Consider the following 22,084-nt stretch of genomic DNA (forward strand, 5'->3'; position numbering starts at 1 on the left):
TGCAAGCCTGCCGCCACGTCTACGGAGTAGGAAACCGCCAACTCGTGCACACTAGCGCCCCCGATCACCCTGCTCCGGACCCCATGCGCCCCTTCCGCTCCCTGGCCACCCTGCTCGCCGTGACGCTGGTCTATCCCGCCAGCGGCGAGCCGGTGAGCGTGCCGCGCAGCGACAAGACGCTGGTGGAGATCATCAACGCGACGATGGGCACCCTGCCCAACGCGATGGACTCGTTATCGAGCAAGGTGCCGGGCGGCCTGCACCCGACGGCCGACGCCCCGCCGCAGATCGTCCGCAGCATGCCCTTCGTCACCCGCGACGGGTATCGCGTCAGCGCGTTCGAAGCCCGTGGCTTCGACGAGGGCGGCGACGTCCCCATGGTGCGCTTCACCTCGATCCAGCTGGAACAGCGGCCCTGCTTCCAGCGCGGCGACGTGGACGACAGGTTCCACGCACCGGCTTCCGACACCCACCTGCCCAACGCGCCTTCCATGTTGCCCAACCGGTATCTGGTGATGCAGATGCCATGGGGCCGCTTGTCGTTCGGAACCTCGCAGGAAAGCGGTGGCTGCGTGATCGCCATCGTCGGCGATGCCACCGGCGGCGGCGTCGGAACGCGCATGCCCCTGCCCTTGCCGCAACCCACGACGATGCCGGGCATGCCCGACCTGCGCCGGACCTGGCCCATGCCGGCCGGCGCCTATCCGGCGGAGTAATCCGGCAGGGGCGCCGGGTAACCACCGATGACCCCCGCGATGCCCTCCTCGGGCACGCCAGCGGAAAACAGGTAGCCTTGAAGTTCGTCACAGCCCGCTTCGCGCAGGAAGGCCCGCTGCTGTTCCGTTTCCACGCCTTCGGCCACAACGGACAGGCCGAGCGCCGCGGCGAGGTTGGACACGGCGCGGACGATGGCCGCGGAATCGTCGGCCATCGGCGCCATCTGTACGAAGGAGCGGTCGATCTTCACCTTGTCGACGTCGAGGTCCTTCAACAAGGTAAGGCTGGAATACCCGGTGCCGAAATCGTCGAGCGATATCCGTACGCCCTCGCTCCGCAACCGTTTCAGCTGGCATACCGTGACATCGTCGGCGTTGACGATGGCCGTCTCCGTGATCTCCAGCTCCAACCGGCGCGGCGCCAGTCTCGTTTCCTCGAGGACGCGCAAGACGGTATCGGCGAAGCGGCCGTCGCGCAGTTGCACGGCACTCACGTTCACCGCCACGAAGATGTCGGCTATCGGGGCCACGCGGGCGCAGGCGGTGCGCAGCACCCACTCGCCGAGGAAGCCGATCAGGCCGGTTTCCTCGGCCACGGCGATGAACTGCACCGGCGGCACGTCGCCGAGGCGGGGATGCCGCCAGCGAGCCAGGGCCTCCAGTCCGATCACCTCACCGTCGCGTGCCCGGACCAGTGGCTGGTAGTGGCAGTCCAGCCCCGCTGCGTTGCGCAGGGTCTCTCGAAGCGCCATCTCGATCTCGCGGCGATGCGCGAGCGCCACGTCCAGTTCGTCGGTATAGATCACGTAACGGTTGCGGCCCTTCTTGGCTTCGTAAAGGGCACTGTCGGCCTTGCGCGCCATCTCTCCCGCGGCCACCGCTTCCGCCCCGATCGGGGCGATGCCGATGGAGGTGCCGATCAGGGAGGCATTCGCGGGCACGTCGAAGGGAAGGCTCGCAAGCATGAGGATGTTGGACGCCAGGGCTTCGACATCGAGGTCGCCGTCGTCCTCGACCAGCACCGCGAACTCGTCGCCGCCGATACGCGCCACGGTGTCGTTCGGACCGAGCAGGCCACGCAGGCGGGAAGCGAACTGCACAAGCAGTTCGTCGCCAGCGAGATGGCCGTAGGTATCGTTGACCTTCTTGAACCCGTCCAGGTCGAGGTACAAGAGCGTCGCCTTGCCGGCGCCGCTCGCCGCCCGCGCGATGGCGGCATCCAGCTTGGTGAACAGTGCGGTGCGATTGGCCAGGCCGGTCAGCGCGTCGTGGCAGGCCAGCCAACGTATCTGCGCCTCGGACTCGCGCAGCTCGGTGATGTCGGTCACCGAGGCGAGCACGTGGGGCGCGCCTTCCAGCTCGATGCAGGTCTTTCGCGTGAGCAGGGTGCGGACACGGCCTTGCGGATCAGTCACCGTTTCCTCGGTTTCCACGACTTCATGGGTGCGCAAAACGGCATCGTCGCCCGCCGCGAAGCGCGCCGCCTGCTCGGGCGGGAACAACTCCTCGTCGCTTTTGCCCACGATATCGTCGGCACGTACCCCCATGTATTCGCAGCCCATCCGGTTCACGAATACCCAGCGGTGCATGGCATCGCGCACGAACATGGCCGTGGGCATCATTTCCAGCACTTTGGACCACCCGGCCAACCCTCCGATCACCGGACTCTCCCCTCTCGCTTCCACCCGGGCAATCTGCGACCGCCTGTGTGAGCGCCGCGTGTGCGGGACGCCTTGCCACCGCCCCTAGGGCGCCCCGTTCAGTGGCCGCAGCGACTCGAACTTCCGCTGGTACTCGTCCGTCACCTGCTTGGCTTCCTCCCCGTTGCTGATCACCCTGGGCGTGATCAGCACGATCAGCTCCGTACGGTTGCGCCCGCGGTTGGTGGAACCGAACAAGCGACCGAAAACGGGGATACGGTTCAGCCCGGGGATGCCCGTGTCCGTGGTGCTGTCGTCTTCCTTGATCAGGCCGCCGAGCAACACCGTCTGGCCGCTCTGCACGGCCACCTGGGTGGCGACCTCGCGTTGCTGGATCGGGAAGTTGCCCGTGGTCGTATCTTTCGCGCCCGCCGCGCTGACCACCTGGCTCACGTTGAGGTACACCAGCCCGCCGGGATTCACACGCGGGCGCACGTTGAGGATCACGCCGGTGTCCTTGTATTCCACCTGGCCGATCGTGTTGTCCGTATTGGCGTTGGTGTTGACGAAGGTCTGCGTGATCGGGATCTGGTCGCCGACCTGGATGTGCGCCTTCTGGTTGTTCAGCACCACCAATGACGGCGCGGAGAGGATCTTGGTGTTGCCGCTGGTCTCCATCGCGCGCAGCGCGACGGAGAGGTTGTTGTTGACGAAGGAGTAGAAGAAGCTGTCGGTGCTGGGGTTGTAGACGTTGCCGCCGTTGCCCAGCGCCCACTGCTGTTTGTTGCCGGGCTGTCCCACCGAACCGTTGGTGCCGCCGACCAGGCCTTCCAGGTACCACTGCACGCCGAACTGGAAGTTGCCCGTCAGCGTTACCTCGAGGATGCGCGTCTCGATCTGCACCTGCAAAGGGACGCTGTCCAGCCGCTTGATCGCCTGCTCGATCTCCGTCCACTGCGACGGCCGGCAGCGCACCATCACCTGGTTGTTCGCATCCACCGAGGTGATGCGCACGCCTTCGTCCGTGGTCGTCGACGCATGGCGGCCGCCGCCATTGTCGCCGGCATCGGTGGAGTCTCCACCACCGAGACCGCCAAGGCCACCGCCGGTTGCCGTGCCGGTGGTTCCGCCGGTGGAAGCGTTGAAACCGGTCGACGTCGACAAGCCCGACGACGTGCCCGATGACGACGAAGTGCCCGCGTTGCCGAACGCGCCCGTGGTGCTGCCGAGGCCCGAGCCGCCACGATTGCCGAGGTCGCTGTCGCCGCCGAGGGTGCCGGAACTGAGCCCCGGCCCGACCTTGCCGCCGCGATCGCTCGATTTTCCTCCGCCCGAGCCGCCGCCATAGATGTCGGACAGGTAGTCGGCCATGTCCGCCGCCTGCACGTTACGCACGTCATAGACATACAGCTGCGGCTCGTTGCCGCCGCCGCGATCGATGCGCTCGATCCACGTTTTCACTTCGTCGAGGTAACGCGGTTGCGGGCTGATCACCACGAGGGAATTCGTCCGCTCGATGGGAATGAAGCGCAGCAGGCCCGCCATGGGCGTGTTGCCCTTCTCACCGAAAAGGCTGTCGAGCTGCGGCGTCAGTTCCTTCACCTGGGCACGCTGCAAGGCGAACACGCCCACCGACATGCCGCGCAGCCAATCCACGTCGAAGGTCTGCACCGTGCGCTGGTAGTTCTCCAGTTCGGTCGGCGTGCCGGCCATCACCAGCACGTTGCGCGTGGGGTCGGCCAGCAAGGTGGCATCGGGTCGCGCGAAGGGCTTGATCAGTTTCTGCATCTCGGTGGCCGAGATGAAACGCAGCGGAAACAGGCGCGCCTGCAGGCCGCCCGGCGGTGCCTTCGCGCCCATGCTCGGCACGAGGTTGCCCGCCACGGCGTCCTTCGACGGCATGACCACGTAGCGGTCGCCGTTCCGCACCAGTGCGTTCCCGGTCCACGACAGCAAGGTCTCGAGGATGGGAAGCGCCTGGTCGGTGGTGACCGGCTGCGAGGTCGAAAAAGAAATGTTGCCTTGCACACCCGGCACGATCGAATAGTTCTCGTGCAGGAGGTCGCCCACGATGGCCTTCACCACCGACTCGACCGGCTGGTTCTCGAAATTGAAGGTCACCGTGCCCGCACCCGCCGTCACCGGCTTCGGCTTGGGCAGGCCCACCGCTTTCACGAATTCACCCGTGCCCGTGGTGATGTCGGGCTGCGTGACCACGGGGATTTGCGGATTGGACGTGCCCACCGTCAACGGCTTGGGCACCGGCTTCTCCGTGCCGGCCAGCGCTTCCCGCTGGAGCGATCCATCGTCGCGTGGCTGCGGCAGCGTCGAGCATCCGGCAAGCGCTACCGCCAGCGCCGTGGCGCCGATCGTAAGAAAGCGTGTCATGCAAGAACCATCATGGTTATCGAGGCCTGCGAGAGTGGCGGGTGCGTGTTGCCGTGCCGTGACGTGGCAGGAGTATGCCGCAGGAATCCCCTACAGGTTCTTTTCGGACGAACGCTCCGCCCAACGCACGATGCGATATGGCCGCGGGTTCCCGGGTTCGCTATGCATGATGAGGGTGACATCGAGTGTCAGAGTCGGCCCTTCGGCCAATCGCGCCCGCGATGTGATACTGACGATCCCGCTGAAACCCTTCGCCGCGTTGCCCGAACCCGTCCCGGGAAGCATCGGCAACGCGGAAGCACCCGGCGGTAACGCTCTCACCTGATCGACGTAAGATCTTGCGGCCTCCGGCCCCGCGCCCGTCACCGCGGCGACGACCACCGGGGCGGCGTGGGCGAGATTCGGTGGGTCGGCGGTCCACAACGTCAGGAACGGAACGATCCTCTCGACGGCATCGACGCTGATCCCAGGCACCCGGTAGAGTTCGTCGATGCTGCTGAACCCGCCTTTCGCAAGCAACAACGACGCTTGCATATGTCCTCGCGTTCCCCAACGGGCGATGGCCGCTTGAAACCTCGGTACCAGCGACGCATCCACGCCCGAAGCCGCCAGTAGCCGTCCGATGAGTTCAGGCGAAGCCGTGTTGAGGTTGACCTTGCCGTCCTCGTCGCCGATATCCAGTTGCACGTCGGCACGACCCAACCGAAAGCCATAAGCACGACCGTCCGCGATCCAGCGCTGCGTGTCTTCCCGCGCGTTCAACATGAACACGGCGTGTTCGATGCCCGCCTCCGCCGCATAGAACGCTTCCAGCCGCAGGGACTGTCCACGCGCCTGGGTGCTCTCCACCCGGGCACTCGTCGCCAGTGCCCCGAGGGTGATCGCCGCCAACGTGCAACCCCAAAGGACCACCAGCAAGGCAACACCGCGTTGCTTCATGGTCCAGGGAAAGGTTTTCATCGCGTCCCATCCATCGACGTCAATCGCGCCATGGCTTCGCGTGCATCGACCGCGGCGGGGTCCATCCGCAAGGGGACGGCGATCGTCGGCCACTTCACGCCGCCGGCCAGGGTCAGTTCGAGGCCGATCATGGAAGGCAGGCGGTCGCCATACGGCCATGTGTCCCGCCATGGCACCGGATTGCCCTCGTCATCGACGCCGCTATAGACGAAGCGCCCGGACGACACATGATCGACCAGGACTTCCGGCTGCGAAGGGACGACCTGTGCGGCATCACGCGATGCCAACGGTGCGAACTCGGCCTGTAACTTCAAGTCGCGATCGCGTCCGACCAATGCCAGGCGCTGGAGCTGAAGACCGCTCTTCGCCAGATAGCCCGGCCCCGGAGCAACGAAGGTGACCTCACCGGCCGTCCCACGGACCACGATGGGGTGCTTGTCGGCACGCAACGCCCAAGGGTACGCCAAGGCGGTGGACAACGCCCGTCGCACATACATCTGCGCGGCCCTGACCTGGTCGAGCCGTTCGGTCACCGCCATGCCGGCACGCGTGGATTGCGTCATCGTCTGCAGCGCCGCCGTCACGCCCAGCAGCAGCAACGCCAAGAGGGCGAGCGCCGCGAGTGTTTCCATGAGACTGAAACCCACCTGACGCTTCACGAGTCCCCCGAGGCATACACGGAAACCTTGGGCACGCGCGGCTTCTCGGACACGGTGCGCAGGGTCTCGAAACGGGAGGACAGGGTTCTCCCGCCCACATCCCACTCGACCGTCAATTCGATCCTGTACAGATGCATCGGAGCCAGGGTGGCGACGGTTGCCGTATCCGCCGGCGTGCTCACTTTCATCGTCCAGCGATAGGTATCGTCGAACCGCCCCGTATGCACGCCCTCCGACGGAAAGTCGGCGACGAAGGTGCGATCGAGCAGGCCATTGGCCCAGAGCGATGCCTGAGTGTAATCCGCCGCGCGTGCGTTCAGGGCGACGGACGAGCCAGTGGCGCGCATGAGCGCACCGAAACACAAGGCCAGCAGGACCAAAGCCGCCAGCGTCTCGAGCAGGCTGAAACCTTCGCTTCGCGCACCGCGCATGCGTCCCCTCCTTAGTGCCACCGAGCATGCGATCGGAAGGTTTCGGACCGATGACGGCCATCCCTTCCGGGATGGCCGTCTATCGCCTTGCTACATCACCACTGCGGCTGGGTAGCCACCGCGGCGGGAACGCTACCGACGTTCACCGTGGCGATCACCTTGTTGGTGAACGGGTTGATGACGGAAACCGTATTGGATCCGGCGTTGGCCACGTACACGCGACCGGTACTGTCGCTCGCCGCCACCGACTGCGGCGTATTGCCCACCGGCACCGTCGCTATCACGCTCTTGTTGAGCGGGTTGATCACGGAAACGGTATTGTCGACCGAATTGGATACGTACACCGGGATACCGATGGGGCTCGTGGCAACGCCCTCGGCGCCATTGCCAGCCGTCAGCGTGGCGGTCACCTTGTTGGTGAACGCATCGATCACGGACACGTTGTTCGAACCCGCGTTGGTCACATACACGCGGGCACCCAAGGGGCCGACTCCCAAGCCGGACGGCGTGTTTCCCACCGGCACCGTCGCGATCACCTCGTTCGTACGCGAGTTGATCACCGACACGGTGTTGTCACCGGTATTTCCCGTGTACACGCGGGCACCATTGGGGCTGACCGCGATGCTGAACGGTGCATTCCCGACCGGAACCGTGGCGACGACGGTGTTGGTCGCCGTATCGATCACGGAAACGGTGTTCTCGTTCGCATTGGCCACGTACACGTCGGACCCATCCGGGCTGACCGCCACGGCCACGGGCGTGTTCTGCACCGCCACCATGGCGGTCACGGCGTTCGTGGCCGCGTCGATCACCGATACGGTGTTGTCGAGGGCATTGGCTACATACACGCCGGAACCATTGGGGCTGACGGCGATGCCGAGCGGATTGGCGCCCACCGGCACCGTCGCGGTCACGGTATTGGTCACCGTATCGATCACGGAAACGGTGTTGTCGATTTCGTTCGCCACGTAGGCGTTCTTGTTATGGGCCGACGCAGGCAATGCCATTCCCGCCATCAGCAAGGGAATGGCGCAGCGGGCCGCGGGGGCGAGCCAGCGCTTCGTGGCCTGGCGGTTCTTGATCGTCGATCGTCCGGTCGTCATGGGATACCTCGATAATGGATTTATGGGCGCCATAAGGAAGGGGTCCTAAGACCCCTTCCCCGTTTCATCCTTGAAAAACCGCCAGTGACTGATCAGATGTTGACGCAGGAATCGACCTTGGCCTGGGTCAACGTAGCCGACGACAGGAACGCATAGCCCGTGTTCGCACCGATGGTGGTCACGCCGTCCGTGGTGTGATCGGCGTACGCCGAACCGACGAGGCCGCGCACGGCGCCGACGTCGGTCGAGGTGTTGCCCTTGTTGTTGGCGATCAGGTACGACACGGCCATGATCGGATAACGCGAGGTGATGTTGGCGTAGCCGGCCGGGTCGACCAGGAGCATGCAACCGGTCTGGCCGAACGGGGTAAGCGCCGCCGTCACCGGACGACCGGTGGTGGCGTTCACGCCGTTGAGGACGCGGTCCGAACTGACCAGGACGGCCAGCGAAGCCGGGAAGTCGGCATACGGGTCCTTGCCACCGACCGTGGCGTACTTGACGTGCGGCGCGGTGGAAGCGGCGGCCTTCAGGTTGGCCGATTCGGCGTAGCCGATCGTACCGTCGGAGCTCTCCACGGCGCTGACGACGGCCGGATTGCCGCTGCCGCCCACCCATCCCGCCGGAATGGTCGGCTGGTACTGGCTGATCGCCGTGGTGAACGACTGGTCGGCAATGAAGTGCTGCGAGGCCGTGCCCGCGCAGGCGGCGGCCATGTGGTTGGCCAGCGAGAAGCTGGTACCGCTACCGTCGGAGCGGAACGCGACCTTGATCGTCGACGTGTCGCTCGCGTTGCCCGTCAGCGCCGACCACTGCGTGATCGAACCGTTGAACACGCCGCAGACCTGCGCGGAGGTGAGGTTCAGCGGGGTCGACAGGCTGTCCTTGCGATAGATCACCGCGATCGAACCCGCCACCGCCGGGAACTGCACCGGCTCGCCGTACTGCGTCTTCTTGCCACCCGTGACGTCGAACCAGTTGTACTCGGTGGCGGACATCGGAGCATCGCTACCCGCGAAGTGCGGATTCACCAGGATGCTGGAAGGCGCACCGAAACCAATGGTCGTGCCATCGCAAGCACCGATGGCCGTGAGGTGGTTCGTACCGTCGGAGTTGTCGAAGACCTTCTTGCCGTTACCGCTGCCGGTCTGGCAGTAGGACACTTTGTTGCCGGTACGTGCGGCCCAGGCGCCAAACAGCGAGGTGCTGCTGACAGCGGCGACGCCCGAGGTCGGGAACGCGGTGTTGGCCGACTGCTTAAGAGCGGGATTGAGGAAATTGAAGCCGACGTAACCACCGGCCGGCAGTGTCGCACCGCCGCCGAAGGTGTCCGTGCTCATCGCCGTGCCGGCGGCCGAAAGGCCGAGGACCAGCATGACGGCGCCCGTAACAAGCTTGGTGCGGGTGTTCCCCTTAGCATTACGCTTGAACATGGTATTACCCCTAGTCGATGAACCTCCATGTGGAGGCATATCGATTATTGGGTGGAGAGTTGTCCCTGTAATGACGTGGCGATGTCGCGATACATGCCAACACGATGACAACGTTAACGCCAGCTTCAACGTATGGATAATGACAAGCGAGATGACAGTGACAGCGATGAAGGCGCGTGGGTGACGAATGTCTACCCACGCGCAAGTTCGTTATCGCAAGCGGCTGCGTTCGCTATCGGTGAGACCATCTCCAGCACCTTTACGCACGACCTGCACGGGACTGTCGGGATCGTATCCGTTACCGCCGACAGGCGACACACTGGCACCGCTGTTTGCACCGATCACCTGCACGGAAATGATCGAAGGTAAGCGGTCGCGCGAGTCGGCCTGTTGCTGTCGCGCCACGTCCTCGGCCGCCTTCGTCGCTGCACTGGCTGCGGAACTGGCCGCGTTCAACGCACCGACATTGACACTCTGAACGACCGGCAAGCCGACTGAATCGCCCTTCACCTGCACGTTATCGGCATTGGCCACGTGTGCCGCGGCGATCACGAGATTGCCCGATACACGGATACCCGCATCGCCGGCATCCACCGTGCCGCGTGGGGCCATCAGGTAAACCGAACCCTCGGGCGCATCCGGAACGGTTTGCAGTGTCGCGATGCCAGCACCGGCCACCTGCCCGGACGGGTCCTGCAGGCACCACGCGTCCACCGTGCAGAGGTAGCGAACCGGAGGAATTTCACTGTTGGTCTTGGCACCCTTACCCGCGTTGATATCGCCGTTCGAACTCCACATCACCACGTCGCCGCCCTGCTCGGTGAAGATGCGGCTCTGCGCAAGGAGCGTGCTGCGATCGGTGAAGATCGAGATGTCGCCTTGCTGCAGGGTCAGGATGCCTTGGGTATTCGGACCGGCCAGTACCTTGCCGTTCGGGCCCACCACGACCGGTGGCGCCGAAGCGCTTCCGAGCAGCGCCTGGCCACCGGGAGCCACGATCGATATATCGCCACCACGTTGTGTCTGGATCGTGCTTCCGCGGATATCGAGGTCACCGGTGGATATCGTGTTCGCCGCACCGTTCGTTCCACCTTCCATGCCATTGGCCGTATATCCCAACGAGGCCGGGAACAAGGTGTTGAGCGCGTCGTAACCACGTGAGTACATGCCGGCGAACGTGCTGCCCTCGTCGCCGTAGTCCTTGCCGACTTGCTTAAGGATACGGAAGAGTGTCTGCTGGACGAAGATGGCTTTCGCCTCGTCAGGCAACTGCTGGAATCGCTGCCACGCCTGTTCGACGGTGTAGCCACCGGAGGTCGGAAGCCCCGCGTCGTAGCCTTCCACGAAGGAAACCAAGGACCTCGATTCGTCATCCAAACCGCCGGGTTTCTTCGCGGACGGGTCGACATAGCGTGCAATGAACGCGGCTTGATCCGTGCCATTCGCTACGCCATACGAGACCACGATCGAGGCACCATCCCGCGTGAGGTTAGGATTGTAGATATTCCCCACGGCGTCAATGCCGGTGACGTTGCTAGATGATCCCGGCAGCTGCAATCGATTGATGTAGCGGTCTTGCACAAAGCTCGGCAGACCGAAAAATTCGGTCTGCGACGCGAGTCGACCGATATCGCGGCCAGCTTTCACGTAGAGGTAGCCGGGCCCGGCTTGAACCAGAACGGGAAATACCCTCGCCGGAGAAAGGCTGACATCGACATCCGCCGTCGTCAGCGGTGTGTCGTAGATATCTCGTCCTGCTGCGATGGTGGAAATGTCGGAAGCTTGCAACTGCTGACCCATGTATGCGAGATCGACGATATCGCGTCCGGCCTGAACTCGGGTTTCCTTTGACGTCGTAAGAAGCATGCCGGCAAAACCACCTCCCGATCCGTTGACGATGTCGCCCTCCAATGCATACATCCGAACCGGTTGCGTGTCGTCGGCGTGCCAGGGCTGCGCGGCGTGGATGTAGCTCTGGGTTTCCGGTGAACTCAGCAATTGGACGCCAAGATACCCGTTCGTCCGAACCTGCGCTGCCGCCGACGTGCTTGAATCTACGAGCGACGCCAGGTTCAGAGGCGATGCCATGGACGACAGGGGAGCGTCGATGAGGCCCCAGGAGTAACGCCATCCAAGCCCCGTAACGGGAAGGTCCACACGTATCGAATCTTTTGCGAGGAGACCGAGATTGCCATCCGTGGAAGGGAAAAGCTCACCGGATGCCTTGAGGTCAAGGCTGCCGTTCGCTGCGATCAGATTTACCGTCGCGGGCAGGATGTCACCTGCCGTATCAGCGGTCGAGCTGTTGAGGCTACTGATGCCGGCAACCATCAACTGCAAAGGTGCAGTGAGATCGCCATAGGTGAGGTCGCCGCCATAGGCACTGACGTCGATCCTGGACGAACCCGAATACGACTGGCCGTCAGCATGGTGCGCCGGTGCCAGTTCGTTCACGGCCGCCGAGTCGAGCCAGGAGGGATTGAATATCCCACCCAGGCTGACGGACCCACCTGCCTGCACGTCCAGTTGGCTGTCCTGCAACGCGATGAGCGTCGACACGGGCATGGTGCTTCGGCTGCCATCCGGCGCCGTGTAGTTCACTGAAAAATCGGCACCGATGCGGCCGTCGGCCTGGATACTGCCCTGCCCCTTCGCAACGAAATAGCTACCGCTGAGGATGTCGCCACCCGCATGCACGGCAAGGTCGCCGCCGCCATGGGTTTGCAGCGAGCGGCTGCCGTCACCGGCTGTCGCTATCGTCCAGGTCGTCGGCAAGGACACCGAGAGCTGGCGGATGTCACCACCAGCCGACACGTCGACATCTCCGCCCGCGCTCATGACACCTTGGCTAAACGCACCGAAGTTGATCGACGATCGCGTCTCGGAGTTCGTCGTCTGCATCCACGGCCACCAGTACTGCGCGGTGGATGCACCCGCGGTCCCGGTCAGCGACCCGTCGGTGTCGACGGTGTCCTGTAAACCGACGATGTCACCACCTGCATGCAGCCCGATACGACCCGCGTTGACCGGGTTGACCGCGCCGGACAGCACGAGTTCGGGTGTCGCCGAGTCGGTGAGGTTGCCATTGGTGGAGGGCCTGAGGATGGATGCGCCCGTGTCGGTCTGGGTGCCGTCGGCCGCCTCGCCCGCGGTGTACACCGCGGCCGGCGCCTTCGCATCGTCCCATCGCACATCGCTCGCCGCGACGATATCGATATCGCCCGTTCCGGTACGGACCAGCGTGGGTGCGGCGAGAACCTTGCCGGTGATGGGGTCGTGATACTCCGTGTGGCCGCCGAGGTGAAGGCTCGCGACAGCACCCGCCATCGTCGCCAGCGGATCCGACGACCCGAGGTCCGCACCCGCGACGAAACGATACGAACTGCTCGATCCACCAGTGAGGCTGGCACTGAGCAACGGCAACGGGTTGGTGCCTACGGCATGTGGCGAGGGGCTGTTGTCTACCGGTGCGCTTGTATTGATCGGATCCAGCGTCGTCGGTGGCGCAACCAGTCCCTGGAAATTGTCGGGCACGCCCAGCGAACCGAGATAGTCCGAGGCGGTGATCGCTTGGGGAAGGTACGCCTTGTACGCAGCCAGGTAACCCACGTAACTGTTCATGTTGGTGGGCGGTGCCGGTGGCGCGGGCGGATTCGTCACCGGCACGAGGATGCCGTAGCCAAGACCGAGACCGGTAAGGATGACGTCCGCCGGATGATACGGATCGAAGCCAGGAATCGCGGAGGACAGGTAGGTCGCGTATGCCACGTACTGCCCGTAGTACTCGGCGATCGCCACGGGATCGCCCGAGGTGAGTTCCACGGGCGGCGTGGCCAGAGGGCTTCCATCGAAGGCGTTGGGCGTTCCGTCGATGCCATTGCCGAGGTCGAGCACCGTGGTCCACGCCGCGCTTGCCGCCGCCCAGTCCGCCATGTCAGGCGTGGCGCCGGCACCACCGCCGGCATTGCCGTCCTGGAAGAACCCATCGGTGACGCTGGCGTAAACATTCACATCGCCCGCCGCACGCAGGCTCAGGACCGGCGCCTGTCCTTGGTAACGATAGACGAGGTCGAGGTCGCCGTTGGCGTCGCGCTTGCCCGCACCCAGGTTCCATGGCGTGAGCACGTCGATGGTTCCCGCGTTCCCGTTGTCGTCGCCGGCACGCAACTCGATGCCTGGCCTGACATGCAACCCGGGGGCGGCGGAAAGACGCGATTCGAAGGTAAAGCCAGGGGATTGCACGAAACCCATGAGCGTGCCCGCACCCTGCGCCTCGTCCCCGCCGGCATAGCCATAGAACGTGGCGTGATCCGTATTGATGGCGGCGGGCGTGAAGGTATAGCGCGAGAGGAAATCCATGACCTGGGCGAAATCGGACGGATCGGGACCCGTCACCGTGCCGCCGTTGCTGTCCGTGAAAACACCGTCCACGAGTACCGCCTTCCCCGTGGCCGGATCGACGCGGAACCAGCCCGAGGGATCGACCAGGCCATCGAAGTGCTTAGTGGGATCGACCGCCGCATCGCGCGTATCCCAGATGGCGTAGGCCTCCAGCGTCGTATCGCGCGTATGGGCGAAGCTCGCACTTCCGGCGATATCGACCGGCGTATCGCCGTCGGAGAGGAGCGGTGCCCGCAGATAGAGACGGCCATTCGCCGTGTCGCCACCTTGCTCGATGCGCGCGCCGGCGCCGATCCGGATATGTCCGGCATCGGCGGCATCGACGTTCTGGTAGCCATATTGACCATTCAGCGATCCATTCCCCGTGCCGGAGGTTCCTATCTGGATATCGCCGCCGTGCCGTCCTTGCGCCGAGGCATGGGTGTCGAGGACACCGTCGATATCCACGCCTCGTGCACCGAAGAGGTCGATGGACCCGCCAAACGTACCCGATGCATCGATGGTTCCACCGATACCGATGCTGCCGCCATCGGCCGTAAGGTCGACGAGATGGGCACGAAGTGTCTGTCCCGCGGCGAGCGCGAGATCGCCCTCGCGTGTGTGCACCGATACGCCACCATCCACGCCACCCGCGGCCATCGCCCCGGCCAGCGAGCCCAGGTCGAACGCACCGGCGGAATCGATGGACATCGTGGCGCCCAGGTAACCGGCAGCCGCGGCCCCTCTCAGGCTACCCGAGAGAGCGACCACCCCGGATTCCGCGCGAAGGTCGAGCCTGCCTCCGTTGCCGCCCTTGATACCGCCACGCAGGTCGATGTCCGCACCCGTGTCCACCCGGATATCGCCCTGGTCCGCACGCATCGCGAGTGAGCCTCCCGGCACGTTCACCGTCGTGTCGTTGAATGGCAACGACAGGCCGGAGAGGTCGATGACCGCTCCGTCATTCACGTGGATATCGCCCGTGGTGGCGTGGAGGCTGAGCTTTCCGCCGCGTGCCGCCACACGCGTTCCCACGTCGATCGCCGCCGCTTCGATCTCCAGCGTGCCCGCCGCCGCCTCGGCGTCGCCAACGTCACCCTGCGCGGGCCCCGTCAGCTGGAAGGTTCCCTGACCCATCCAATGCGCGGCGGCGCCGTTGTCCACCGACACCAACGGGGTGATGGCGGCAAAGTCAGCCGTGCCTGTGTTCAGGGTGCCGGTGCCCGAGGCGAACATGCCGCTGCTGGCATGAACGTCGATGTCGGCCAATCCCCCCAGGGAGAGGTCGCCATGACCCGTATGAAGATCGCCTGTGTCGATGCGGAGGTGGCCACCGCCCGCTCCCACGGTTCCCGGTAACGTGCCCGTATCGTTTTCCAGCACGATGCTCTCGGCACCGAGGACGGCCTGTCCACCGTCACTGACGATTTCCGGCGTGCTGAGGGTCAACGCATGCGAAACGCCGAGGGCGACATCGCCAACGAGGTCGATGCCCGACCGGCCGCGCAACACCGTCATATCGGTACCAGCGAGCTGGGCGAGGATATGCGGGCCGATGAGAAGACGGCCTGCCTGGTCCTGCGTGGACGGGTCACGACCCGAAAGCGCGATACGCCCGGCCGTGACGTCGATGGATGGCGCACCCAGGGTCGCCTTGTCCGCGATCGATGTGAGGCCGGTCGCGTCCATGCTGATCGACTGTCCCGATACCAGCGACGCACCGTCGCCTATCGTCAGGTTGCCACCCGGCGCACCCGCCGCGCCGTCGAGCCCGGTGACGTTGCGCCGGATGATCGGTGCGGCATCCGTTCCCGACACGCGCACCAGGGCGCCATCGCCGCTCGTCGCCGCGGAACCGTCCGCCGCCAGGTTACCCATCAACAGCGCGGGAGACGGCGCGTCCGTCGATGCGTTGGCCCGAAGCGAGCTTCCCGCATCGAGCGTCACGTTGTCCGTCGCGGCGAGAATGACCTCGGAACCCTGCAACGCGTGCGCCGCGTCGTTGGAAAGAAGCACGTCGCTCGCGATGACGGCCACCCGGTCGCCATCGGACTCGCGGCTGCGCTTGCCACCGATCAGCAGGCTACCCGCTCCCAACTGGGACAAGTCGTCGGCATCGACGTGCAGATAACCATCGCGGGCCACGCCTGCGCCACCCACAACCTGGATGGCATCCCCTGCGATGTCCACCTGGGAACCGCGTCCGCCCGTCGCGGGAGCCGCGTCCAGCGTGGCACCCAGGGTCAGTGACGATGTCGCCGCCAATGTCAGGCGACCGGCATCCGCGCCGAGCTGCGGTGCGACATCGCCCGCACGGGCCGCGGCATCGGCGAAGAACGTGTCCGCCGAAGTCAGCGAGTATTCCGAGTACTGGCCCCAGACCTTCGCGGACTGCACGAGGAAACTGCTCGAACGCGCGTCGCGTGCGCCGGTGAGCGTATCGGTGAAATAGCCCGACGCGACCACGGTGCCATCGGGCGCCGTCGCCGCGCGTCCGATGACGGGATCGGACACGCTCGTGTTCTGCACGACGCGGAACGCGCCGGGCAAGGTCGCATAACGGGCCGGAAGCAAGGTGTAGACGCCGTCCGGCAGGCCGGGCATGCCGGAAAGGTAGACGCCCTGCCCCACGGCCGGACCCGCGCCCGTGCCATTCTCGAGCGCGAGGTCACGCGCTGACAACGGTGCGTGATAGCCGGGAACGATGGCGTAGACGGCACGGCCGTCGCCGTACAGCGGAACCTGGGTGCCCTGCGTGGACTGGCTGAAATCCGTCTGGTACTGAGAAAGCACGTCGCGCGAGCCACCGGTACCCGGCACCCACTCGCTGGCCTGCACATGGCCGCCACCGGACAGGTCCACGCGCGCTCCGCCGTCCACCGCCACGTTGTCGCCGGCGATGGAGATGGACTTCTCCGGCGGCGCGGTGAGCAGCCGGTCCGCGAGCGCGTTGGGCACGTCGTAATGCCAGTCCTTGCCATCGACCGTGCTGCCATACGGCACGACGGCGCCATCGAGCGACACCGACGTCACGCTGCCCGGGGCGAGGTGAACCTGCCCGGTCACGCCGAGCGGGACCGAGGCGTCGAGTCCGAGCGCGGCGAGCGTCGCGGCGGGATCGTCCGTGCCCAACGCCAGCGATCCGGAGGGGACCCACAGCGTTCCCTGCTGTTCGATGGTGTCGGCCCCCACTGCCAGCACGCCGCCGGCGGAAAGCGGCGTCGTGCCATCGGTCGAGGATGCCTGATGGAACGTGATGGTCGTCTTCGCGGACGGGTTGGTCGCGTCGACGAGGAAATGGTAATCGGTGGCGGGATAGACACGCGTGCCGGTGAAGTCGAGGTCACCCGTGCTGTAGAGCCAGCCTGCTTCGGTACCCGAGAGCGGATTGATGAAACGAACGTCACCGCTGGAGTTGAACGACGCGTTTCCGATGCCGGAAAGCGAGACGCGCCCGCCGATATCGATGAAATCCGCGTTGACCGTGAGGCTTCCATCGCCGGCGGCCGCGCTCGGTCGGGAGAGCGTTTCCATCCCGAGAAGCGACACATACGGCGCCGAAAAGGTCACGTTGCCGCCATCAGTGACGACTGTGGCAGCGGAAGGTACGGCCCGCGCGTCCGCCCCGGCGGTCGTCAACGTGCTCGCCTGCACCTGGATGCTACGGGACGCCTGAAGGGCGACGTCGCCCGCGAAAACCACACTGGCAGGCTTGACCGTCGTGTCATGGTCGACGAACGAACGGCCGATCAGCACGTCGTCGAGACCGGCGCCTTCCAGCCTGTCGATGGCGAACCGCAGGTTGCCGTCGTCTGGCGAACCCGGATCTTTCAGGGCCAGTGGATCGACGTCGACAGGAGCGAACCAGCCGCTTTGCTGGATGAACAGAGGCACGTTCTGCCCCGGCGCGAACTCCGCCGGATAGCGTGCGGCGAGGCTGAACCGTCCGCCTCGTGCCGCGCCCGCGCCGCCGTGTCCGTCGATCGACGCGTCGAAGAAAAGGCCCTTCGCCGCTTCGAGATTGAACGATCCGCCATCGCTCCATACCGGCGTGGCCTGATATACCGTCGATGCCACGCCATTACGCCGTCCATCGGCGGGCAGGTCGAAGGTATCGTTGGCGCCCGAAAAATCGACGGCCGCGCCGCGCGCCGCGACGACATAGGCGTCGGACTGCATTTCGATGTCGCCACCGCCAAGCACGACGCCGGTTCGCTGCGCCGCCGGCGTGGCTCCCTGCCCGGGAAGAGCTGGCGCGGTCGGGTCCAGCAACGACACGCCACTCGCATCGATGACGCTATCGGCACCGAGCCATACACCGCGTCCCTCCGACACCACGTGCGCTCCGTCACCCAGATTGTGCAGCCGGATGTCGCCACCCCTGGCAGCCAGCGTGCCGTCGACGACCACCTTGCCGACGCCGTCCAGTGCGATGGTATCGCCAGCACCGACGTCGACCCGCGCGCCATCTCCGATGACGACGGAGCCGGTGTAGTCCGCGTACTTCCTGATGGCGCCGGGATTCGGGGCCTGCCACTTCAGGTAGAGGCCGGCCTGAAGCGAAATGCCATCACCGTCCCGCCGATGCAGATAATTGTCGTAAGCACCGACCTCGCCGATGCCGACGGCCCCGTCGCCGCCCGACTGCAGCAGCGATGTCCGGCTGCCGAGAGTGAGAAGCGCGGAACGGTCCGCCACCATGTAGGCGGGCCGCACGTCCAGGGAAGTGCCCGGCGCGACGACGACATCCGTGTCGGCAACGAGGTTGTAGCCCGAGAAACCCAGTCCACGGAAGAATGCCGGGTCGAGATAGAGCGTCCACGCACCATCGTCATCCTGCGGGGCCCCACCCACTTGGATTCGAGGCGCGTGCAAGGTGAGCGTCCCGCCGCCGGAGAATCCGCCGCCAACGAGGGTTCCGTCCAGCGAGATGGTGCCGCCCAGGAGATCGGCGGGGGCCGCCGTGATGCCGTACGTATTCAAGCCGTCATCGGTATGCGTCGCCACCGTGACGTCGCCGCCCCGTCCGGCCGGCAGGTCCCCGTCCATGGCCAGGCGCCCGTCGACACCGACATACCCGCCGCCGGAGACGTCGATGACGCTGCCGCGTTCCACCGTGATGTCCGGCGTGATATCCGTGGAGAGCTCTCCACCCTTCCATGCCGACAACGTCACCGACCCACCGTCGATGAACGCCCGGCCCTCGATTTCGTCCGCGGGGCGGCCCGTGTCGTTCACCCAGAGCCCGCTCGTGTCCAGGCGCCCGCCACTGCCCACGGTGATGAAGGTGGGAAGATTGTCCGCCTTTATCCCTGCCTGCCCGCGCGATCCGAGGGTGATGCTGCCGCCGTGGGTGACGATCGTTCCCTGGATATCGACGCTCGTACCGGCGATGTCGACCTCGCCACCATCGGCGAGATGCAGGGTGGAGCCTTCCTTCAACAGCACCGTACCCGGGGTGCTCAGCTTGAGCCGGCGGAAGCCCGCATTGTCGATCATCGCGGTTGAAAGCCGGAGCCAGTAGGACGGGTTGTCCGGATCGTTGGGGTCGCCGTCCCGTGCAGGAAGCTTGCTGTCCTCGTCGAAGTCGGGAACGAAGGCCTGGATCGGTTGCCGCCGGTCTTCGATCAGGTAATTTATCGATACCGACTGGCCGATGTTGGCGTTCTCACTCATCGATGCAAGATCGCGAGAACGGATGTCTAGGGTACCCGCCAGTGGTTCGGAGCCATTGGCGACCTGCTCACGGCCTGCATAGACGTGCGCACTGACATCGCCGTCGATGATGAACTGGTAAGCCTGCCCGTTATCCGCACTCAGCCCAAAGGAAAGCGTACCCGCGTCGCCTCCCTTGATGAAGCCGGGGTCCCAGCGCTTCATGTTCGCCAGCAAAGGGCTGGACACGAAGGTTTCAGTCACGCCCCAGCGGGCGTGTACGCTGTCGTAGACACCGGCGAACCCCGCGTACTGCACATCGGGATCGGCGGCGGCGATGTCGTAGATGAGCCCGTTGGCCCCCTGCAGCCGTGGCGTCTGCACGTAGCCCGGCAGGTAGTTGATGAAACCGCCTTCCAGCCGAAGCTGCGCGCCGGTGCGAATGACGGCATTGTTCTGGAAGGCTATCGTGCCCGCATTGATCATCAGCTGCTGGATGTCGCGTGGCACGTTGCTGACGTAACCCGCCACGTTCAGCACCGGGCTTCCTACCCAATCCAGACCATCCGCTCGCGTACCGCTGCGCGACGTATCGACCGTCACGTCCTTCGCCGTATAGAGGAAGCTGTTCCGAAGCAGAGGTGAATTGGCCAGTTCGTTCAGGCCGATACGCGGAATGGTCACCAGCAACGCCGACATCGGCAAGGTGACGTTGGCAAGCCCCGATACGTCGATGATTGCGCCATCGTCGATATAGGCGTCGCGTGAGAACGTCACGTGGCCGGCAGGCACTTCCATCAACGCGCCGCTGCGCATGACGGCCTTGAGGCCCACGTCCACACGGCTGGTTACGAAGGCATCGTCGGCCGATGACGAAGAAGTCGTCGTTTCGCCGTCCTTCTCTGGCAAGACCGTCGTGACCGAGCGGCTACCGAACACGAGAGGCCCGGAGGCGCCATTTAAGCCAACGAAGGAAACGCTACCGGGATGGCTCAGGCTGGTGGAAGTCACCAGCACGCCGTCCTGTTCCATCGTGTTGCCGAACCATTGGATGCTGCCCCGCCGCGCCTGCACGAGCCCCGTGTTGGTCACGCCCTGAAGCGGTTCCGACAAGAGGCCGATCACCGGAGCAACCGCCAAGGCACCCGTGGCCGAACTCGCCTGGGCGGCAAGACCCGGGACGGCGGCGAATATCGCTTGGCCGTCGTCGGCCGTCACCCGGCCCCCTTGCTGGATCGCGGGTGCGGCGACGATAACGAAGCCATCCTTCGTCGCATTCAAGGACGCGCCGTTCTCGATCGCGATCACACCCCGCGGATCTTCTGTGCGACCGTAAACAGCCGCGCTTACCAGGAACCCGGTAACCGAACCCTGATCGCCGAGGATGTTCTCGTTATCCTGCGTAGCGCCAATGCCGCTCTTCAAAAAGAACGCATTGCTCTTACTGACATCGGTACTGAACAGATCCAGCGAACTGGCGATCAGCGAATGCGTATCCACCTGCGCACCGCCGCCAAAGATCATGCCGTTACGGTTGAGCAAGTAAACCGTACCCTCCGCCTTTATCTGCCCGAGGATCTCGCTCGGCTTCCCCGACGGATCGTTGACACGGTTCAGCGCGATCCACTGGTTGCTGCCGTCCGTCCGCGTACCGCCCGTCTGGTCGAAATGCACGGTCGTGTGGCGGCCTACGTTGAACGTCTCCCAGGTCATGATGGCCTTGGGCGCGTTCTGCTTGATCTGCACCGTGGTCTGCCCGCTCGCGACGGACTGCGTCGGCGCGTTGGCGTTCTGCCACAGCGAGGGGTCCGTGCCGGCGTGGCTATCGACCTGCAGGCCACCCTTGCCCAGACCGTCGGGCACGTTGGAGGCCAGCGCCTGGGCGGCGGCCTGGGCGCTCTTCTGCGCACTCATCTGCGCGGCCACGGCCTGCGCGGCGGCATCGAGGTTGGCGATCGACTGCTGCACGCGTTGCTGCAGCATCACGTTGCCGGGCGTGAAGACGTTGCCTCCGTTACCCGCCGCGCCACCGCCCTGCGAAGGCGTGGCCGGCTGCGTGGCACCCGGCTGCTTGGTGGCGAACCATCCGGGGCTGAACGCAGGCGGCGTCGCCGCATGCGCGGCGCCACCGAACAACGCCAGCGCGATGAACTGGCACATCGCTCGCCGGCGCAAGGCCGGGCGTGGCTTGACCGAGCTCGGGTGACGGGTGTCGCTGGGGGTCTTCGTACGAACGATCATGAGAAATCACCGGTCATCGTCGCCACTTCATCATTGAGTTCAGGCAGCGCGGCGAGCTCTTTCAGCTCTTCGTCGCTGAGTTCGCGCAGCACCGACCGGATCGCCAGGCGGCGTCCGTCGTGCAGCCACGCGTTGAGCACGCTGGCGATCGCACGGATCGTCGGCAGCGCGGTGTCGTCCAGTTGCGGCTTGCGGTGGCGCAATCGATCCTCCACCGCGTAACGCACGCGCGATCCGAGGAACGCCGAGGATTCGCGCAACAGCTTTTCAAGCGCTTCGCGAGAGCAGCGGTCCATCAACACGTCCGCCGCCCTGCCCTGCCGGGCCGCATAGAGCTGCCGCAGCATTTCTGCGAGCGCGTGCATGCAGTTCATGCCACATGCCCGCGCATCCACCTCGGCGCGGGCACGAGACAGACGCGGCCGCGGCGCGCGATATTCAGGAAGCGACGAAAGCTCATGATCGGGATACATGGACTGCC

Annotated in this window: 10 protein-coding genes; 1 reads left to right on the forward strand and 9 read right to left on the reverse strand. The window is 65.2% G+C overall.

What is annotated here, in order from left to right; translation table 11 throughout:
- The first annotated feature begins 83 nt into the window (after nt 1-83).
- Complete coding sequence (locus J2T07_RS03370; protein ID WP_306847251.1) at nt 84-716, forward strand: hypothetical protein; 633 nt, start codon at nt 84-86, stop codon at nt 714-716.
- Here J2T07_RS03370 and J2T07_RS03375 read toward each other — a convergent pair.
- The 9 genes from J2T07_RS03375 to J2T07_RS03415 all read right to left on the reverse strand — a co-directional run bounded on the left by J2T07_RS03375 (nt 701) and on the right by J2T07_RS03415 (nt 22,076).
- Nucleotides 701-2,401, reverse strand: coding sequence for a putative bifunctional diguanylate cyclase/phosphodiesterase (locus tag J2T07_RS03375; protein ID WP_306847253.1), 1,701 nt, complete (start codon nt 2,399-2,401; stop codon nt 701-703). The genes J2T07_RS03370 and J2T07_RS03375 overlap by 16 nt on opposite strands.
- A 60-nt stretch (nt 2,402-2,461) precedes the next feature.
- Entirely contained in the window at nt 2,462-4,744 is a 2,283-nt protein-coding gene (gene gspD, locus J2T07_RS03380; protein WP_306847254.1) for a type II secretion system secretin GspD, read from the reverse strand.
- A gap of 90 nt (nt 4,745-4,834) precedes the next feature.
- Nucleotides 4,835-5,704: a general secretion pathway protein GspK gene (locus tag J2T07_RS03385; RefSeq protein ID WP_306847256.1), complete on the reverse strand. Its 870-nt coding sequence runs from the start codon at nt 5,702-5,704 to the stop codon at nt 4,835-4,837.
- Nucleotides 5,701-6,363, reverse strand: coding sequence for a hypothetical protein (locus tag J2T07_RS03390; RefSeq protein WP_306847258.1), 663 nt, complete (start codon nt 6,361-6,363; stop codon nt 5,701-5,703). Before J2T07_RS03390 ends, J2T07_RS03385 begins: the two co-directional genes overlap by 4 nt.
- Nucleotides 6,360-6,794 (reverse strand): prepilin-type cleavage/methylation domain-containing protein, encoded by a 435-nt coding sequence (locus J2T07_RS03395; RefSeq protein ID WP_306847260.1) that lies wholly within the window; start codon nt 6,792-6,794, stop codon nt 6,360-6,362. Before J2T07_RS03395 ends, J2T07_RS03390 begins: the two co-directional genes overlap by 4 nt.
- Before the next feature lie 95 nt (nt 6,795-6,889).
- Nucleotides 6,890-7,897, reverse strand: a complete 1,008-nt coding sequence (locus J2T07_RS03400) for a beta-propeller fold lactonase family protein (protein WP_306847262.1) — start codon at nt 7,895-7,897, stop codon at nt 6,890-6,892.
- Between the two features lie 92 nt (nt 7,898-7,989).
- Nucleotides 7,990-9,270, reverse strand: a complete 1,281-nt coding sequence (locus J2T07_RS03405; RefSeq protein ID WP_306847264.1) for a substrate-binding domain-containing protein — start codon at nt 9,268-9,270, stop codon at nt 7,990-7,992.
- Nucleotides 9,271-9,537: 267 nt separating this feature from the next.
- Nucleotides 9,538-21,603, reverse strand: a complete 12,066-nt coding sequence (locus tag J2T07_RS03410; RefSeq protein ID WP_306847265.1) for a filamentous haemagglutinin family protein — start codon at nt 21,601-21,603, stop codon at nt 9,538-9,540.
- Nucleotides 21,600-22,076 carry a hypothetical protein gene (locus J2T07_RS03415; RefSeq protein ID WP_306847267.1) on the reverse strand — a complete coding sequence of 159 codons (477 nt, stop codon included), beginning with the start codon at nt 22,074-22,076 and terminating at the stop codon, nt 21,600-21,602. Before J2T07_RS03415 ends, J2T07_RS03410 begins: the two co-directional genes overlap by 4 nt.
- Between the last annotated feature and the right edge of the window lie 8 nt (nt 22,077-22,084).

The organism is Luteibacter jiangsuensis (assembly GCF_030812295.1).
Classification (GTDB): domain Bacteria; phylum Pseudomonadota; class Gammaproteobacteria; order Xanthomonadales; family Rhodanobacteraceae; genus Luteibacter; species Luteibacter jiangsuensis_A.

What these genes read in the sequence shown, in the direction of transcription:
- J2T07_RS03370 (WP_306847251.1), top strand. Translation starts at nt 84, where the DNA reads ATGCGCCCCTTCCGCTCCCTGGCCACCCTGCTCGCCGTGACGCTGGTC.
- gspD (WP_306847254.1), bottom strand. Translation starts at nt 4,744, where the DNA reads ATGACACGCTTTCTTACGATCGGCGCCACGGCGCTGGCGGTAGCGCTT.
- J2T07_RS03400 (WP_306847262.1), bottom strand. Translation starts at nt 7,897, where the DNA reads ATGACGACCGGACGATCGACGATCAAGAACCGCCAGGCCACGAAGCGC.
- J2T07_RS03415 (WP_306847267.1), bottom strand. Translation starts at nt 22,076, where the DNA reads ATGTATCCCGATCATGAGCTTTCGTCGCTTCCTGAATATCGCGCGCCG.
- J2T07_RS03385 (WP_306847256.1), bottom strand. Translation starts at nt 5,704, where the DNA reads ATGAAAACCTTTCCCTGGACCATGAAGCAACGCGGTGTTGCCTTGCTG.
- J2T07_RS03405 (WP_306847264.1), bottom strand. Translation starts at nt 9,270, where the DNA reads ATGCTGGTCCTCGGCCTTTCGGCCGCCGGCACGGCGATGAGCACGGAC.
- J2T07_RS03410 (WP_306847265.1), bottom strand. Translation starts at nt 21,603, where the DNA reads ATGATCGTTCGTACGAAGACCCCCAGCGACACCCGTCACCCGAGCTCG.
- J2T07_RS03395 (WP_306847260.1), bottom strand. Translation starts at nt 6,794, where the DNA reads ATGCGCGGTGCGCGAAGCGAAGGTTTCAGCCTGCTCGAGACGCTGGCG.